This window comes from Mucilaginibacter sp. GW821-FHT07H05, from assembly GCF_059418485.1.
The window spans coordinates 272,195-290,134 of record NZ_JBWKPY010000009.1 but is presented as its reverse complement, the minus strand read 5'-3'; the positions used below and the strand labels follow the sequence as shown (position 1 = coordinate 290,134).

Here is a 17,940-nt window from a genome sequence, read left to right as displayed (position 1 = left end):
TCTTTCGGGTTCAAATGTTAGTGGGCAAGGTTCAAAAAAAGCTATGAACTATCAACCATGAACCATCAACTATCAGCATGAAGCTAACTAAGTTAGAGATAAAGGGTTTTAAGAGTTTTGGGGATAAAATCGTCATCAATTTTGATGAGGGTGTTACCGCCATTGTGGGGCCTAATGGCTGCGGCAAATCAAACGTGGTAGATAGTATCCGCTGGGTTTTAGGCGAACAAAGCACCCGCATGCTGCGGTCGGAGAAGATGGAGAATATCATTTTTAACGGCAACAAAAACCGCAAGCCCGCTAACCTGGCCGAGGTTTCCCTCACCTTCGATAATACCAAAAATGTACTCCCTACCGATTTTTCGCAGGTTACGCTTACCCGCAAGCTTTATCGCAGCGGCGAAAGCGAATACCGCCTGAATGACGTGCAATGCCGCCTGAAGGATATTACCGACCTGTTCCTGGATACCGGTATCGGGGCCGACTCCTACTCGATCATCGAACTGAAGATGATCGACGAGATCATCACCAATAAGGAAAATTCGCGCCGGGCCTTATTCGAGGAAGCATCGGGTATCTCCAAATACAAACTGCGTAAAAAACAAACTTTCAATAAGCTAAAAGATACCGAAGCCGATCTGGAACGTGTTGAAGATTTGCTTTTCGAGATAGAAAAGAACTTAAAAACCTTAGAGAACCAGGCCAAAAAAACCGAGCGTTATTACAAACTGCGCGAGCAATATAAAACGCTGAGCGTAATGCTGGCTTCGTTCAGGATAGCGATGTTCAGCGAGTCGCTGGCTAATATTGAAGAGCAGGAACAAAAGCAAAAGGAAGAGAAATCGGGCGTCCTCACTCAAATTGATACGCTGGAAGCCGATCTGCAGAAGCAAAAGCTGGATAGCCTGACCCGCGAAAAAAACCTGTCTGTACAGCAAAAGGCCACTAACGATTATGTATCCAAAATTCGCGCGTACGAGAGCGAGAAGAAGATCAAGAACGAGCAGCTACGTAACCAGCAGGATAAAGAAAGCCGCTTAAACGATGAACTGGAGCGCGACCGTAACCAGGTAAACCACGTTTTATATAACATTAAACGCCTGAACGAAGAAAAGGCGCTGGAAGACGAGAACCTGGAAGCCGTACAAGCGCGGGTAGCCGAATTAAAGGCCGCTGTTGATGAACTGCGCGGCAACCAAACCGAAGCCCGTAACGAGCTGAACGAACTGACCAGCATTAACAACCGCCTGCAAAACCAGATCTACAAGGCTGAGAAGGATTCGGAGATCTTACAGATCCAGGAGCAGGCTTTGGAGCAGGAAAGCCTGCGCAATATGGAGGATGCCAGCGGCAAGGAGGTAGAGCTATCGCACTTTAACCAGGTGCTGGCCGAACTGCAATACCGTACCGAGACCTTTGAAAAGGAACTGGAACTGGCTGTTGATGCCGAGGATAAACTACAGGAGCAAATTAAAGCTACCGATAGCGAACTGACCGGCGTAAAAGATCAGATTGTATCGGAAAGCCGCCGGCTGGATGCCAAACAGAACGAATATAACCTGACCAAAAGTTTGGTGGATAATTTGGAGGGTTTCCCCGAATCTATCCGCTTTTTAAAGAAAAATACCGAATGGGCCAAAAACGCCCCGCTGTTTAGCGATGTGCTGTTTTGCCGCGAAGAGTATCGGGTAGCTATTGAAAACTACCTGGAACCCATGATGAACCACTACGTGGTAGAAAATTACGGCGAGGCCATCAGCGCTATTAACCTGCTCAGTAATTCGTCGCGCGGGCGGGCGCAGTTCTTTATACTGGAGAATTATCCGAAAGATGGTTTCACCGCTGCTGTGCATGGCGATTGGCTGCCGGCTTTAAGCGTGGTGGAGGTAGAAGCGCGTTACCAGCCCCTGTGCAACCATCTGCTCAAAAATGTTTACCTGATTGATGATAGCGGCGACAAAGCCCTGGATAACCAAACCCTGCCCGATGGCGTGGTACTGTTAGGCAAAAGCGGCAAGTTCAATAAAGCTAAATTGACAATGGCCGGTGGTTCGGTAGGATTGTTTGAAGGTAAACGGATTGGCAGGGCCAAGAATTTGGAGAACCTGTATAAGGAGATCAAACAACTGGAAACGCAGTTGGCTAAGCTGAAGAACAAATCAGAAGAGTTGCAGGGTACTTTAGTGGCCTTGAAAGCCGAGGGCCAGGCAGACACGATCAGGCAGAAGCAAACGCAGTTGAACCAGTTGAATACCGAACTGATCACCGTTAAAACCCGGCAGGAGCAATACCAGGCCTTTATTGAGAACAGCCGCAACCGTAAGGAAGATATTGCCCGTAAGATTGCGACCATTAAGGACGAAAAACTGGCCCTGCAACCGCAATTGGCCGAGTTTAAAACGCAAAAGGAAATACAAGGCGAATTATTGCTGGAAAAACAGCAGGCCTTTAACGAACTGAACGAGTACCTGACCGTACAATCCAACACCTATAACCAGGAGAATATCCGCTTTCACCAGCAGCAAAATAAGGTATCGGGACTGATGAAGGATCTCGACTACCGCGAAACACAGCAGGAAAGCCTGGAAGTACGTATCAAACAAAACAGTAGCGAACTGGCCGTGGTAAAAAACACCATCCAGGAGATCTTAAAACTGGCCGACCATAGCGACGATGACCTGCTGGAAATGTACGCCCAAAAGGAAGAGCTGGAAAAAGCCGCCCAGCAAGCCGAACAGGATTATTATAGCTGGAAAGGCCAGATCACCGAGGCGGAAAACCAGATCTCTACCCTGAGGCGTAAAAAGGATAATATGGAGCTTATTGAAGGTGAACTCCGCGATAAGCGCACCAACCTGCGGGTTGATCTGAATGCTTTAAAAGAGCGACTTTCGGTTGAGTTTAATATTGATATTGAAGAACTGCTGAATGCTGAGGTGCCCGAAGGCGAGAACGAGGACGAGTTGCGCGATAAAACCGATAAGCTGAAACGCCAGCTGGACGATTTTGGCGCGATAAACCCTATGGCGGTGGAGGCTTATAACGAAATGAACGAACGTTATACCTTTATCCAGGCACAAAAGAAAGATCTGACCGAAGCCAAAGCCTCGTTGTTAGCCACCATACAGGAAATTGATGATACGGCTAAAGAGAAATTTATGGCGGCCTTTATCAGCGTGCGCGAGAATTTTATCCACGTATTCCGCTCGCTGTTTAACGAGGAAGATAGCTGCGATTTGATATTGACCGACCCACAGCACCCGCTGGAATCGGACATTGATATTATTGCCAAACCTAAGGGTAAACGCCCGTTATCGATCAACCAGCTCTCGGGCGGTGAAAAAACGCTGACGGCCACGGCTATCCTGTTCTCGCTTTACCTGCTGAAACCTGCTCCCTTCTGTATTTTTGATGAGGTGGACGCCCCGTTGGATGATACCAATATTGATAAGTTCAATAACATCATCCGCAAGTTCTCTACCGAATCACAGTTTATCATCGTATCGCACAATAAACGCACCATAGCCAGCACCGATATTGTTTACGGTGTAACCATGGTTGAGCAAGGCGTATCGCGTGTGGTACCAGTGGATTTAAGGGAATTGGCAGATTAGCCCTCCCTAAAATGTCATTTCGAACGAACCCGGGCTGGCTGTGTAATTGCGTGAGGAGAAATCTTGTACGACTGGACTGTCTGCACGTATAAGATTTCTCCTCACCCCTCTCGTCACCCATCGCTGTTCGTTCGAAATGACATGATGGCTTATTCAAGTACTACCTGATCACCACCACTTTCTCTACTATATTACCGCTCGTCACATTCTTCTCGCCCGGTTGCGAACCACCAACTGATAATTGTACTTTACCTGTCGGCTCGCTCCATTTATCGGTTTTATCTACCAGCATCAGCTGATCGGGCGTTAAAGTAAAGTTCACTGTTTTGGTTTCGCCTGGTTGCAGGAATACGCGTTTAAAGCCCTGCAACGAATGGATGGGTTTACGGATGCCTTCGTTCAAATGCTTTACGTATAGCTGGGCCACTTCATCGCCGGCCAGTTTACCGGTATTGGTTATTTTTACGCTTACGCTAATGGATTTGCCTTTTGCGGCCTGTGCCGGTACAGTAAGTCCCGAATATTTAAATGTGGTATAGCTTAAGCCATAGCCAAATGGGTACACTACATCGCCTTTAAAATAGCGGTAAGTACGGTTGCTCATACTGTAATCATGAAAATCGGGCAGGTCGTCCACGCTTTTATAAAACGTTACAGGCAGGCGGCCGGCGGGGTTGTAATCGCCAAACAGCACATCGGCAATAGCCGTACCTGCGCTTTGTCCGCCGTACCAGCTTTCTACAATGGCAGGCAGGTTTTCCTTTTCCCAGTTAATACCCAGCGCGCTGCCGTTCAGTAATACCAGTACTATGGGTTTGCCGGTTTTGTATATCGCCTTTGCCAGGTCTTCCTGCGGCTTTGGCAGATCGATGCTGGTACGGTCGCCGCCCGCAAAACCTTTGGCTTGTACTTTCATTTCCTCGCCTTCAAGGGTTGGGGTAAGGCCCATAAATAGTACTACTACATCAGCCTTGCTGGCCGCCGCCATAGCCGCATCAAAGTTTTGCTTCACTTTGGCGCTATCCACACCCTTATTAAATTCGGCCAGTTCGCAACCCTGGCTGTAGATGATATTGGTATTGGGCAGCTTTGCTTTTAGCGCTTTCAGCGGGGTTACATTTACACCATCGCCGGGGATACCGTTGTAGTTACCCCATTGCACCTGTTCCGAATCGGCATTGGGGCCAATTACTGCAAGCGTTTTGACAGATTTACTTAAAGGCAGCATGTTATTGGCATTTTTAAGTAATACGATTGATTTACGCGCGGCTTCCAGCGCCAGCTTTTGGTTGGCCGGCGAGTTAACTACCGAATAGGGGATAGACGCGTATTTTACCAGTTTATCATCATCAAACATACCCAGTTTAAGGCGGGCCATAAACAGGCGTTTTAGCGATACGTTGATCTGCGCTTCGGTGATCATTCCGCTTTTTACAGCATTAACCAATGTAAGATAGGTAGGGCCGCAATCCAGATCGGTACCGGCAATAACCGACCGCGCCGAAGCTTCCTCCTTACTGGCGGCCTGTTTGTGGTAAGCATAAATATCATACACCGCGTCGCAGTCTGATACTACATAACCATTAAAACCCAGTTCCTTGCGCAGCACCTTATCCAGCAAAAACACATTGGCCGGGGCAGCTGTGCCCATATAACCGTTATAAGCGCTCATAATGCTTAGCGCTTTGCCTTTTTGCACGGTGGCCTTAAAAGCAGGCAGATAGGTATCTAAAAAATCGTACCTATCGGTAGTGGCATCAAATTTATGGCGTTCGTTTTCGGGGCCGCTGTGTACCATGTAGTGCTTGGGTGTAGCCACCAGTTTCAGGTAATGCGGATCATTGCCCTGCAAAGCCTTTACAAAGTTTACACCCATTGTGCTGGTCAGATAAGGGTCTTCGCCATAGGTTTCCATACCACGGCCCCAGCGCGGATCGCGGAAGATATTAATATTGGGCGACCAAAACGTCAGGCCCTCATAGCGCCCATGCTTACCGTTACGTAAAAACTCGTGGTATTTGGCGCGGCCCTCATCGCTGGTAGCATTGCCTATATTGGTCATCAATTGCCCGTCGAAACTTGCAGCCGTACCAATTGGCATAGGGAATACCGTAGCCAGTCCGGCCCTTGCCACACCATGCAAACACTCATTCCACCAGTTATACTCGGGGATATTGAGGCGCGGGATGGCCTTTGCCTGGTCAACCATCTGGCTTACTTTTTCTTCCAGCGTAAGGCGGCCTACCAGGTCGTCGGCACGTTTTTCAAAACTCAGTTTGGTATCCCGAAAGGGTAATGTTTGCGCAACAGCGTTGACAGTTATTACGGTGATAGTGAACAGGAACAGGCACTTACAGCAAGTTTTCATTTGGCGAGGTTAGATTTTAAAATAGCAATTGGTAATGGGTGAACAATAATAAGGTTTAGAAAATCAAAATACAATCGATTGTCAAAAAAAGTATAGTTCAAATCAACTTTGTTTTTAAAACGGCTTAAATACCGTGAAAACACGGTTGATACGCCCGATTATATTCCGCTATTTTGAACTGTTTACTTAATAGTTTTCCATCAATAGTTTAGTGTGAACGGCAGAATTTCCGCGAGGGAGATTCTGCTGTTCTGTTTTATATCCCTACCCTGCTCTCCCAAGGTAAAACCTCGGAAAGAGACATTACGGATATGGATTTATAGGGTTCCACGCTGGGGGCAATTCCATTTTTTTCCATGCTGCTCAGGAGAGATTGCATTTTCGGACAATTTACTACCTTGCCCATTGCAACAACCATCCGCGTTTATGAACCCTCAGCATATCGACCAGCTTATCCGGCAAATAGCGACAGGTTTAGGCCTCAGCTATATTGGCCCCGATGAGGCCGGCGGCGAGGTATGCTATGCCAATGTACCCGGTTTGCGCCCCCAATACCGCCAAAGTTTTACCCGTACCGATGTGCTGGATTATTTGTATGCCTTATCGCATAAGCCGGGCTATCACCAGCCATACGCGGCATTTTTAAAAACGGGTCCCGGTACACTCCCTTGCCCAACGGATGCGGATACTTTTTGGGAATTGGTTGAGATAGGCGGCAAACTCAGGCATAACCACCCTTAATAGTCAAAAAGCGGATGTATGCGCCAGGTTGGGAACCATGCTTGCCGGATAATACAAAGGGCGCAATGTGGCTATCCCAGCTATGCAGAACGGATTGATATATTCCTGCCCTGTAAATTGGGATAGCCGCGTTGCGCCCTTGTTAAATTGTTTGTTCTTTTAAACCGTTAAACGGGGCTAAGCCGCCCGGTAATTTCGCCAGCCTTTGCATCTGTTATTTTTCACAGATGCGCTGCATTTTTTCTCGTTTTTAAATTTGGTATCGGCTTTTATAAAAACGTCGTGTTTTTTGTCCTCCTTACAAATGCCTAAAGTATTAACAATAATACTACCGGCTACGGCTATTGCTATTGCGTGTTTCATGATGATGGTTGATGTGTTTCACTTAATAGACGCAAACAGAAAAAAAACGTTACAAAAAGAATAAGTTTGGTGATTTTAGCACATTTTTGGATTATTGATTTTTTTGAATATATTAGCAAAGAAAAAGCCACCCACCTCGCGTGACTGGCCTTTTAATTAACTATTATTAACTGACCAAATATTAAATGAAGAAACATTCGGTTACTGTAAAAGTAGCTGTTGTGTACGCTTGCGCATAGGTGAAAATCACCCTGTTTTACAGGTGTATTAAACATATTCAAACAACAAAAAGGCCCTGAAATCAGGGCCTTTTTGTTGTTCATATGCAATGGTTTAGTAACCCGTATTTTGTTTAATGTTAGGGTTTGCGTCAATTTCGCCCTGCGGGATAGGGAATATCCTTTTGGGGTTGTCAACTGCCAGGCCGGCCGCGGTTGGTGCGGTACCTGCCTGCACAGGGCGCACCACCTGCAGGTTTAAACGGGTAAGGTCCCAATACCTTAAACCTTCAAAAGCCAGTTCCTTTTTACGCTCGTTTAAAATGTCGGTCAGCAATGCAGCACCTACCGATACGTAACCCGTAAAAGATGGATCACGTTGTTTAGCCACCTGGTTTAAGTATTGCAGGCCAAGCAGGTCGTTGCCTGTACGTGCATAGCCTTCGGCCAGGGTAAGCAATACTTCGGCATAACGGATCACCTTAATATCATCCTTTTCGGATGCGTTATTAAATGCGGTGTATTTACCAATACCTAATACCGCGCCTCTGGTAGGGCTGGTTGTAGTGATCAGCGCTTTCCTTATGTCGGTAGCCGAGTATGAGTTATACAGATCGGTATACACCAATGCATCTCCATAACCGGCATTTTGCCAGTAAAAGTTGTCTAAACCGTTTGTACCGTTATTGGTAGCCGAATTTAAAGCCAGTTCGAAAATGGTTTCTACCTTACCGGCCTGCGCGGCAGGGTTAGCCCAATAAGCCACATAACTGGTAGACGGCGTCAAGGTATAACCGCCGCTGGTAACTACAGCCAGTGCAGCATCGCGGGCGTTAGCGTAATCGCCTTTGTATAAATACGCGCGCGACTGGATAGCCTTAGCCGCATATTTAGCCAGGTATTCGGAGTTTATAGCATGCAGTGTGGTACCTGCTGCTGGCATAATTGCAAAAGCGCTGTCCAAATCGCTGATGATTTTGGCGTAAACTACTGCCGAGGTTGATTTTGATGGCTTTGCAAATGGCCCGATGACATTGGTTGGGGCAGTAACTAATGGCACACCATCGGCAGCGGGGTTAACAGTAAAAGGCGGCGCAAAAAAGTTCACCAATTGCAGGTAGCATAATGCACGTACAATATAAGCCTCGCCTTTCAGCTGGTTTACGTTATTGGTATTACCCATGCTGTTGGCCGCGTAAATAATACGGTTAGCCTGCAAAATGGTAAAGTAACCCTGTCCCCAAATGTTGGCAGGCTCGGCAGTGCCGGCTATATAGCTATAGTTTTGATAGGCCAGATAACGGCCCGAGTTGGTACCGGATATATAGGTAACATCAGCCAGTTCATCACCTATAACCGGGATATCCCTGCCATAAAATGTTGACGCGCGCATAGCGCTGTACATCCCGTTCACGGCATCGGCCAAATCGTTTTCGGTCTTGATCGCGTCGGCTACCGGTACCGCGGTTGGCGGTTTCTCGTCCAGGAACTCTTTTTTGCAGGATGCAAAAACCGTTGCGCCCGCAAGTAATAAATATATTAATCTTTTAATTTTCATGTTATTTGAATTTTTAGAAACCAACATTTAAACCAATTGTGAACGTTTTAGCCTGGAATACATCAAGGTTGGCCAAACCGGTTGTGCCTTGTTCCGGATCGAATGGTAAACGTTTGTCGTAAGTTTTTGTCCATAGGTTAGTACCACGGCCATACAGGTATAATTTAGTGATACCTAATTTTTTAAGCCCGATCAAATCCTTAAACTCGTAACCAACCACCAGGTTTTTCAGGCGCAGGTAATCGCCATAATAAAGCAACCTGGTTGAGAAGCTTGACGACTGACCGGCATTTACACCCGCGTTTGAATATTTAGGTACATCGGTAACCTGGCCAGGCGTAGTCCACCTGTTGGCATAGTTATAATAGTACTTGTTGCTGATTGGCGCAGAACCGTCATTTAAATAAAAGCCCCAGTTAGCATCATTAAGCATGTTACCGAAGTTGTAATAGATATCGGCAGTAAGGTTAAAGCCTTTATAGTTAAAGGTGTTGCTAAAACCACCAAATGCTTTAGGATCGGCCTGGTACTGGTTTACACGGGTTGCGTTACCGTATACAGATGTGGTAGCGGTGCGGGTACCATCGGTATACCAAAGCGCGTTACCGTTAGCAGGATCAACACCGGCATACAGGCGCACAAAATAAGTGTTCAGATCCATCCCCTCGCGGAACTGGAAGGTACCGCTGGCAACCGGCGCATGGTTAATTAAAGACAATACGCGGTTTTGGTTAAGCGCTATATTAAAGCTGGTTGACCAAAGGAAATCCTTAGTACGTACCGGTACGCCTTTAATGCTGGCTTCGACACCTTTGTTGATCATAGCGCCAATATTTTGGGTAATGCCGGCAAAACCGGTAGTACGCGAAATTTGCGCGGTTTGGATCAGGTTGTCGATATTGTTACGGTAGTAATCAACACTGAAGCTTAAACGATCGTGCAGGAAACCAAAATCAACACCTATATCTGTTTTCTTTTGAGATTCCCAGGTTAATTCGGGGTTACCCACAGTGTTATAGTTCTGTCCGTTAGCGCCTGCATAGTTATTTCCATAACCGGCTGTTGGGCGTGCGGCATAGTTACCTAAACCTTGCGCATTACCCACGGTACCGTATGATCCGCGTAATTTGGCAGATGAGAAGATGCTTTGCTTGTTAAAGAAGCTTTCCTGGTCGATATTCCAGGCGCCGCCTAACGAGTAAAAGTTACCAAACTGCTTAGTGGTACCAAATACCGATGATCCATCGCGACGGAAGGTGGCGGTAAACGAATAACGGCCTTTGTATACAAACCCACCTATGCCATAAAACGAATCGAAAGCATAGTTAGAAAATGTACCGCTGCCCGCGATAGGTGTTGATGCTGCTGCCGAGGCTGTTAACAAAGGCTGAGTAGCGGGATAACCGTTTGATTGCGCGTTAATTGAATAATTTTGTGAACGCTGTGCCTCATAACCAGCCGTAGCGTTAAAACGCAAATCGGTGATTATTTCGGTACGGTACTCAAATTGATTACGGGTTAACCAGTTAAAAAAGCGGGTGTAATAATCATACCCACGGCCACCGGCCGAACGGCCGTCACCTAAAATCGGGTTATCAAAACGCTGCTCTTCTAACAGGTTATAATCAATACTGCCAAAGCTGCTGAATTTCAAATTATCCAGTATGTTCCATTTTAAGGTAAGGCCCGTTAAGATCCTGGTTTGCGAATCGTATTTTTTATCGTTCGCGGCCAAAAACAAGGGGTTGTAGTTACTGTTAAAATTGGTATTACCGCTGCGGCTGGTATTATAGCTGCCATCGGGATTGTAAGCTAACTGGTATGGCGTTAAAAACCATATGCCACCATTAGGGTTAGCAAAAGCGCCGCCATTTGAAGGTGTATTTTGGTTGATGTTAGAGAAGTTGATATTAGCGCTTAAGCCTATCCTTTTACTCACGTTATGATCAACATTTAATTGGCCGGTATACCTTTTTAAATTAGAAGCAATAGTGGTAGCCTCCTGTTTATAATAACCAACAGATGAGAATACGCGTGTTGCTTCGGTACCACCGTTAATAGATACGTTATATTGCTGTTGCTGACCGGTACGGGTTATCAGTTTATACCAATCGTTGCTTAAGCCACCGTTAAGGCCGGCACCTGCAATATCGCTGGCCACCCTGGCCGGGGTATAAGTAGCCGGGAAATCGGCCGCTGCATTGTTTTCACCTTCAATAAACAAGGTTTTCCATTCGTCGGCGGTTAATGGCCGGCCTGCTGTAGGCGGGTTGATGTTTTTGGTGTTACCAACCTCCATATCAACACGTACCTGGGTTTTGCCTGCTTTACCACGCTTGGTATTGATTACGATTACACCGTTTGCACCACGCGAACCATAAATGGCTGTTTCAGACGCATCTTTTAATACAGTTATACTTTCGATATCATTCTCATTAATACCTGATAATACGTTGGTACTGGTTGTTAACCTGGAAAGGTCGCCCGCGTTAATAATCATACCGTCAACAACATACAATGGGTTTGAACCTGCACCAATTGAGCCTACACCACGTAAACGTACCTGCACGTTAGCGCCTGGCTGGCCGCTTTGCATCACCACGTTTAAACCGGCAACCTCGCCCTGTAAGGCCTGCATCGGGCTCGAAAACGGCTTGTTCTCATTCTCAACGCCCGAAATAGTGGTTGACGCCCCTGTACGGAACTTTTTAGATTGCGTGGTATAACCATCCGTAACTACAACTTCGCTCAGGAGCTTATTGTTAGTGGTTAGTTTTACTACCGGGAAGTTACCGGCCGGTACCACTACCGAATGCTCGCTATACCCAATATAGGTAAACACCAGGGTTTGGCCGGTGCTGGCGGTAATGCTGAAGTTGCCATCGCCATCGGTTAATACACCTTTGGTTGTGCCTTTAATTTTTACGGATACGCCGGGTAAAGTCTGATTGTCATCAGCGCTTAACACCTTACCCGTAATTTTTCTTTCCTGGGCAAATGCGTTGGTTAATACCGCAAAGCCCAATAATAAAATGATAAGTAATTTTTGTTTCATGTGTTTTGTGTTTGTTAATTATTGTGTATTTAAAGAATACATTACCTGCTGTAAATCAGCTTTTTGAATGATAGATCAGGGTGAATTTTGGTTGGGTTGATGTAACGACATGTGCAGACAGTTAATAAAAAAATCAATACAGGCCTTTGGTGACCTTTTTGTTAAATTGTAATATTAGGAAACCAAAGCAGGCAGGGGTATGCGAGTATCACCCGCGGATATGCGGCAATCACCATTTTGATCATTACGGCATATTTTGGATGCGGGGCTCAATAGATTCTGTGCCCCGGAGGTAGTCATCAAGCTATGGGGTACGGAACCTCGTAGAGGTTGAAGGTTTGTAGCAATCAACAAGATCCCGACCAACGCCGTAGGTGTTGAACCCCATTTTGTTGCATACCTGCGGCATGCTTTCAAACTCAATTTATGTGCTGCAAACCTTATACTCCTAATGGAGTATCCTTGCTCCCATTAATAAAAGCTATTTCAGGACGGGTCAAAAATGACTTTTAAGTCATTTCATGTTAACCCCGAAAAGAGATTAAACGATTGATTATCAAATATTTGAAAAGTTTTTAAATTGAATTATGTTAAGTTGTGTTAACCCTGAATTTGAAATATAACTTGGCACAAAAAAGCCGGGGAGCTTTTACACTACCCGGCTTCAGTCAACCATCATTATAAATGTTATAGGGAACACCTGAATTTTAAAGGTGTTATTTCGTACCGGTTTTTAAACAGCCTGATGAACGAGCTTGGGCACTCGAAACCTACCAGGTTAACAATTTCGTTAATGGGGTAATTGGTTGTTTTTAACAGCAGCTTGGCCCGGGTTAAACGGGTTTGCATTAAAAACTGGTGCGGCGACTGATGAAACGCCTGCTTAAAAGTACGCAACAGGTGGTTAACCGAAAGGCAGGCATGATCGGCCAGGTCTTCCAGACTGATGTTTTGGTTAAAGTTGCTGAGCAAATACTCCCTGGCTAAATTTAAACGGCGCAATATCTCTACCTTGGTACTGCGGTTTAAAAACTTCAGCGATTCTATCTTTTTATAGATCTCCTGATCGTAAATGGTATAATAGTTAAGCAGGCAATGGTGCATGTACTCGTTTATCAGCATCTCGTTGTGTACGCCTTTATCCATATAATCACGCAGGTGCTGCACGTTAAAACGGATATCGCCTTTAAACGGATACAGGGTTTCACTAAAATCGTACTCGTGCACACGGCTACTGTTACGATCGAGCAGTTTACGCTCGTTCAGTTGCCAGCTGTTGCTGAAATCCTGTAAAAAGGCCTGATCAAAACCCATCGAGAACGACTCGACCGGCCTGGCCGAATCAATTTTGCTGGTATACTGGGTACCCTTATTCAATATCAAAAACTGATCGGGGTACAGGGTTAATTGCCTGCGGCCTATTTGGTATACTTCATCACCGCTAAATACAAAGCGGATATTAAAATCGTTAGTATGCTGTGTTTGCTGTTTGTGGCTGGTGGTATCGCTCCAAATTGTGTTATTGTTGCGAAGGGTTTTATTATATCTCATGGCATTTGGTTAAAGGTCGTCGTTATAGTTCCGTTCTTCAAGTAACATAAACCGGTTATCGCTATGGTCGCAAAACTCGGCGACCATCCCCACGGGTACATAATGCGGTTCTTTTGTAAAAATGAGGCCTTCGGCTTTTAAATAATGATAGTCCTTTAAGCAATCGTCGGTGCTTAGGATGACACAGTTTTTACCGCTTCTATATTCCCTGTTTTCGGCTATGGCTACCTGCACGTCATTATTTTCACTTTGAACCACTGTAGCCGGAGTATGCCCGTACAAGTCGAGCTTACTAACTACTCTGAATTTCAATTTGTCTGTGAAAAATTTAACTTGCTCTTCCATATTTTCGGTAAAAAACGGAATATATCTTATTCTCATACTTTATAATACTACCCGCGTTATTGTAAAATGGTGGTAATTGATTTTTGTACAAAGTGCACCTGAAATGGCACTTTTACATAGGCATTTGGTTACAATCCCGATCAGTTATAGTATTGTATTGTATGTTTCAAATTTAGACTATCAATTTAGTAGTCTTATCCCCCCGATAGGGGGATTTATTTTATTTTAACACTTTTTAACACATTAGGCGGGCATGCCTATGAAGGAGATGTGCAGATGTGCTTATGTGCAAATATGCAGATGAGGAATTAATACAGGATGGATGCAAACGCTATTATTGCCAAAATGCAATATGGTCAATTAGCAAATTAAATTATTTGCACATACGCATATTTGCACATACGCACATTAGATCAGCTTATTCTCCTTAGCCGTCTTTATCGCGTCGGCGCGGGAGTTTACATCCAGCTTAAGGTAAATGTTTTTGATGTGGCTGCGTACGGTTTCCAGGTCGATAAAAAGTTCCTTAGCTATCTGGCTGCGGCTTTTGCCTTCTACCACCAGTTCCAGGATCTGGGTTTCGCGCTTAGATAGCGGCGAATCCTGGTTTTTCATGAACGAACTGATGACCATGCGGGCAATGTTCACGCTCATGGGTCCGCCGCCTTCTTTTACTTCTTTTATCGATTCGATGATCTTTACGGCCGGGGTCCCTTTGGTTAAATAACCCGACGCCCCATTGGCCAGCGCATCGAAGATCTGCTTTTGCGATTCGTAAACGGTAAGGATAAGCACATAGCAATGGGGCAGCATTTTCTTTATCTTAGGCAGGGCTTCAATACCGTTGGTACCGGGCAGTTCAATATCCAGCAATATCACATCCGGCCTGTCGGCCACTAAATGGGGTGCCGCTTCATCGTAACTGGCGTATGAGTTAACCACATCATACCCCTCCGTATTGCCAATCAGGAAGGTATACCCGGTGCGGATGGTTTCATCGTCCTCAATAATTACAATTTTTATATCGCGTTCCATTTTATCAAATTTGTTGGTGATCAGCCCTTTTTATTTATCCTGAATATTAATTCAACAGTAGTCCCCTTGCCTTTTGCCGATGAGCTGGATAACTCGCCCCCTATCCGCCTGGCACGGGCCTTTACATTATTAAGGCCATGCCCGCGTTTAGTGGTTTCGGTATCAAAGCCAATGCCGTCGTCTGTAATGCGTAATTTCCCTTCATCGTTGCCTGGTTGAAATTCTACCTTCACCTGGTGCGCGTCGGCATGTTTCAATACGTTGTTCAGCAGTTCCTTAAATATCATGGTAATATTACGGCTGTATTCCATCGGCAGCTTTATAGCGGTTTGTTCGTCGCTGATACCCTCCATGCTAAAATCCACATGGGTATCCTCAAATATATCAATGCCTGTTTCCTTAATATGGTTTAATACTTCGTATAAATTATCGCTTTTGGGGTCCATTGCCCACAGGATATCCCGTGTACCGTTGTATAAGGCCGCCGCGTTTTGCTTGATCTGGAGTACCAGTTTTTTCTGTTCGGTTTTTTCCTCATCTAATTTGGCATCCAGTATATCACTTAGTACGGTTATCCGCGTAAGCTTGTTACCCAGGTCGTCATGAAAATCTTCGGCAGTTTGCTGGCGGATCTTTAGTTTCTCTTCGCGTTTCATGGCCTCCAGGGCACGCTGGCGCTGTATTTTACGCTGGTGGACCATGTTTTGTATCACTACCCCAACAAATATCAGGAACAGGATAACCCCTAACTGAAAAATATAGGTACGATAAAAAGGCGGAGTAATTTCAAAATTGAAGGTGGCCGTATTTTTTGATACCTGTCCATCGCCACTGATGGCTTTTACCTCAAAAGTATAATGCCCCGGCGGCAGCGAGGGATAATCAACCATATCGTTTTTTACCGGTGTGCGAAATTTATCATCTAAACCAATTAACCGGTACTGGTACGATACGCTTTCGGGATTTTTTAAATACACGCCCAAAAAAGATATAGCCAAATGGTTTTGACTATAGGGCAGCACCATATCATGGTACTCGGCCGGGTTGGTTAACACTTTCGATTTTGAATTGTCCTGCCCATATAATTTAACACTGTTGATAATAACATGCGGTGCCGCTGATGACGTAGCGGGTAGCGCTGTATTGTAGATAGCCAGGCCTTTGGTTGTGCCTACAAACATTTTATGATCGTGGTATAAAATGGCGTTTTGGTTCGATTCGATGATACGGTCTTTTGAATCGCCAGTGCTGTACATGGTGCAATCCATTGTTTTGGCATCGATAGATAAGCGGCTTACCCCTCTGCCGGTTCCTGCCCATATTAACCCATGCTCATCTGCCGCAAGGCTGTAAATGCTGTTGGCCTTAAGCCCGTCCTTCATCTGGTAGTTACGTACGCGGCCGTTGCTGCGGTCCCAAACATATATGCCCTGATCATCGGTACCTATAATGGCGAAGTTTTTATACTTCATCAGGCAATAAATAGATGATGAGTCTAACAGGTTTATTTTAAAACCGGGTACCGGTTTTTTGTTCACCAGCAAGCCCAGGCCTTCCTGCGTCCCATACAGCAGGGAATCTTTACCCAAAGGCAATAAGGCCGATGTATGCACGCTGACACCCACTGCGTTAAAATTGCCATTAGCATAATTGTAAATGCCCATTGGCGTGGCTACCCAAAGCAGGTTATCGGCATCTTCGGTTATAGCGAATACCGAATTATGATCAGTACCTTTTATAACCGTAAACTTATGGCCGTCGTATTTCCAAAAACCGCCAATGCTGGTACCTATCCATACCGTATCTTTATGATCCTTATATAAGGCTAAAACCCTGCGGTAACTCCCTCCCGTAGCATCAAACCAAAGGGTCGACAAGTTCTTTCCATCATAACGGGCTACGCCCCCTCCATCAATGCCAATCAAGGTGTTTTGCTTATTATCCAGCGCCAGGGCCATTACAATAGGCGTTTCTTTTACACCTTGTGATGATTGATCATAGATCACATAATCATCCCCATCGTACCGGTATACACCCGCGCCCTGTGTGCCCAGCCACAGGTTGTTATCCTTATCATTATAAATATCCGAAACAGAAGCGTCGGTAAAGCCATTGCGCGAATCAAACCGGATGAGTTTCCCCTGTTTCAGGCAATAAGCGCCGCTGGTAGTACCAATCCACAGGTTGCCCGCTGCATCCTGCTCCATGCTTAAAAATGGCCGGCGCGCATCCTTCAGCAAATCATCCGCATAGGGTGTAATGGTGTGGTTCTCTACCACAAACAGGTATTTGTAAGCCAGCATAAATAGCCGGTTTGGATTTTGCTTATCAAACAAAAGCTTTACGCCATATACATCGCTTATTGGTTTTGGCAGCATCACTATGTTTTCCCACCGACCGCCTTTTAGCGTAAAAATACCCACCTCCTTTACCGCCACTACCAATTGGCCTTGTTGGTTTACCGTAACGGTAGTAACCGAATTGGGCAGGCCGGCCACCTTTACCAGCTGTACACTTTTGCCCGTAACCTTAAACAAATGATTGCTCATGATACCCCAAATGGTGCCGCCGGCATCCTGGGTTAAGCGGGAAACCCACCCATCCTTTAAACGTGAGGGCATGGTATAGTTATACAGCCTTTGACCAATAAGACTGGTAAGCCCTTTATTGGTACCAAACCATACGGTGCCGTTCTTATCGCAAAAAACGGTGCTTACGCTATTATTCCTTAGTCCGGTTGCCTTCGATATGGAGTAGTTATCCATCCCGTCAAACCGGCTGGCGCCGCCTAAGGTTGCCATCCATAAGCGATGGTTATTATCCTGGTACAAGCGGTTCACCTGCGATTGTATCAGCCCGTTCTCGATATCGTAATGCGTGAAGGTATAACGCTGGGCAAATGCAGCATTAATATTTAAAAGGCAACACACAATTGCGGTTAAACTTGTAAAGCGGCGTATATAACCTGGTATTTTGTCCAATTTTAACAGTATAAAAGCCTGGTGGCAAAAGCCATTTTTCCAGTTTCAAAAATAGGGTTTATTAAAAATAATCGGTTCACCCGTTTAGGGTGAAAAGCAAACAGCCCCGGA

At 45.5% G+C, this 17,940-nt stretch carries 10 protein-coding genes; 2 read left to right on the top strand and 8 right to left on the bottom strand.

Going from position 1 to position 17,940, the window contains the following annotated elements:
- Nucleotides 1-77: 77 nt before the first annotated feature.
- Nucleotides 78-3,614, top strand: a complete 3,537-nt coding sequence (gene smc / locus AC07M6_RS23180; RefSeq protein WP_494893634.1) for a chromosome segregation protein SMC — start codon at nucleotides 78-80, stop codon at nucleotides 3,612-3,614.
- A gap of 160 nt (nucleotides 3,615-3,774) precedes the next feature.
- Here smc and AC07M6_RS23175 read toward each other — a convergent pair whose 3' ends face one another.
- Nucleotides 3,775-5,982 (bottom strand): glycoside hydrolase family 3 C-terminal domain-containing protein, encoded by a 2,208-nt coding sequence (locus tag AC07M6_RS23175; RefSeq protein WP_494893632.1) that lies wholly within the window; start codon nucleotides 5,980-5,982, stop codon nucleotides 3,775-3,777.
- Between the two features lie 426 nt (nucleotides 5,983-6,408).
- Between AC07M6_RS23175 and AC07M6_RS23170 the strand changes: the two genes are divergently transcribed.
- Entirely contained in the window at nucleotides 6,409-6,723 is a 315-nt protein-coding gene (locus AC07M6_RS23170; RefSeq protein ID WP_494893630.1) for a type ISP restriction/modification enzyme, read from the top strand.
- Nucleotides 6,724-6,900: 177 nt separating this feature from the next.
- Here the strand turns inward: AC07M6_RS23170 and AC07M6_RS23165 are convergent, their stop codons facing one another.
- The 7 genes from AC07M6_RS23165 to AC07M6_RS23135 all read right to left on the bottom strand — a co-directional run bounded on the left by AC07M6_RS23165 (nucleotide 6,901) and on the right by AC07M6_RS23135 (nucleotide 17,829).
- Nucleotides 6,901-7,086: a hypothetical protein gene (locus AC07M6_RS23165; protein ID WP_494893628.1), complete on the bottom strand. Its 186-nt coding sequence runs from the start codon at nucleotides 7,084-7,086 to the stop codon at nucleotides 6,901-6,903.
- Nucleotides 7,087-7,419: 333 nt separating this feature from the next.
- Entirely contained in the window at nucleotides 7,420-8,862 is a 1,443-nt protein-coding gene (locus tag AC07M6_RS23160; protein ID WP_494893626.1) for a RagB/SusD family nutrient uptake outer membrane protein, read from the bottom strand.
- A 13-nt stretch (nucleotides 8,863-8,875) separates the two neighbouring features.
- Nucleotides 8,876-11,917: a SusC/RagA family TonB-linked outer membrane protein gene (locus AC07M6_RS23155; protein WP_494893624.1), complete on the bottom strand. Its 3,042-nt coding sequence runs from the start codon at nucleotides 11,915-11,917 to the stop codon at nucleotides 8,876-8,878.
- A gap of 687 nt (nucleotides 11,918-12,604) precedes the next feature.
- A complete protein-coding gene (locus AC07M6_RS23150; protein WP_494893622.1) occupies nucleotides 12,605-13,468 on the bottom strand; it encodes a helix-turn-helix transcriptional regulator in 864 nt (287 codons plus the stop codon).
- A 9-nt stretch (nucleotides 13,469-13,477) separates the two neighbouring features.
- Nucleotides 13,478-13,849 (bottom strand): VOC family protein, encoded by a 372-nt coding sequence (locus AC07M6_RS23145; protein WP_494893620.1) that lies wholly within the window; start codon nucleotides 13,847-13,849, stop codon nucleotides 13,478-13,480.
- A gap of 372 nt (nucleotides 13,850-14,221) precedes the next feature.
- Complete coding sequence (locus tag AC07M6_RS23140; RefSeq protein WP_494893618.1) at nucleotides 14,222-14,848, bottom strand: response regulator transcription factor; 627 nt, start codon at nucleotides 14,846-14,848, stop codon at nucleotides 14,222-14,224.
- A 20-nt stretch (nucleotides 14,849-14,868) separates the two neighbouring features.
- Entirely contained in the window at nucleotides 14,869-17,829 is a 2,961-nt protein-coding gene (locus AC07M6_RS23135) for a ligand-binding sensor domain-containing protein (RefSeq protein ID WP_494893616.1), read from the bottom strand.
- Nucleotides 17,830-17,940: the final 111 nt, after the last annotated feature.

Bases quoted from the DNA above. Each gene is read 5' to 3' on its own strand.
- smc (WP_494893634.1), top strand. From the start codon at position 78: ATGAAGCTAACTAAGTTAGAGATAAAGGGTTTTAAGAGTTTTGGGGAT.
- AC07M6_RS23175 (WP_494893632.1), bottom strand. From the start codon at position 5,982: ATGAAAACTTGCTGTAAGTGCCTGTTCCTGTTCACTATCACCGTAATA.
- AC07M6_RS23170 (WP_494893630.1), top strand. From the start codon at position 6,409: ATGAACCCTCAGCATATCGACCAGCTTATCCGGCAAATAGCGACAGGT.
- AC07M6_RS23165 (WP_494893628.1), bottom strand. From the start codon at position 7,086: ATGAAACACGCAATAGCAATAGCCGTAGCCGGTAGTATTATTGTTAAT.
- AC07M6_RS23160 (WP_494893626.1), bottom strand. From the start codon at position 8,862: ATGAAAATTAAAAGATTAATATATTTATTACTTGCGGGCGCAACGGTT.
- AC07M6_RS23155 (WP_494893624.1), bottom strand. From the start codon at position 11,917: ATGAAACAAAAATTACTTATCATTTTATTATTGGGCTTTGCGGTATTA.
- AC07M6_RS23150 (WP_494893622.1), bottom strand. From the start codon at position 13,468: ATGAGATATAATAAAACCCTTCGCAACAATAACACAATTTGGAGCGAT.
- AC07M6_RS23145 (WP_494893620.1), bottom strand. From the start codon at position 13,849: ATGAGAATAAGATATATTCCGTTTTTTACCGAAAATATGGAAGAGCAA.
- AC07M6_RS23140 (WP_494893618.1), bottom strand. From the start codon at position 14,848: ATGGAACGCGATATAAAAATTGTAATTATTGAGGACGATGAAACCATC.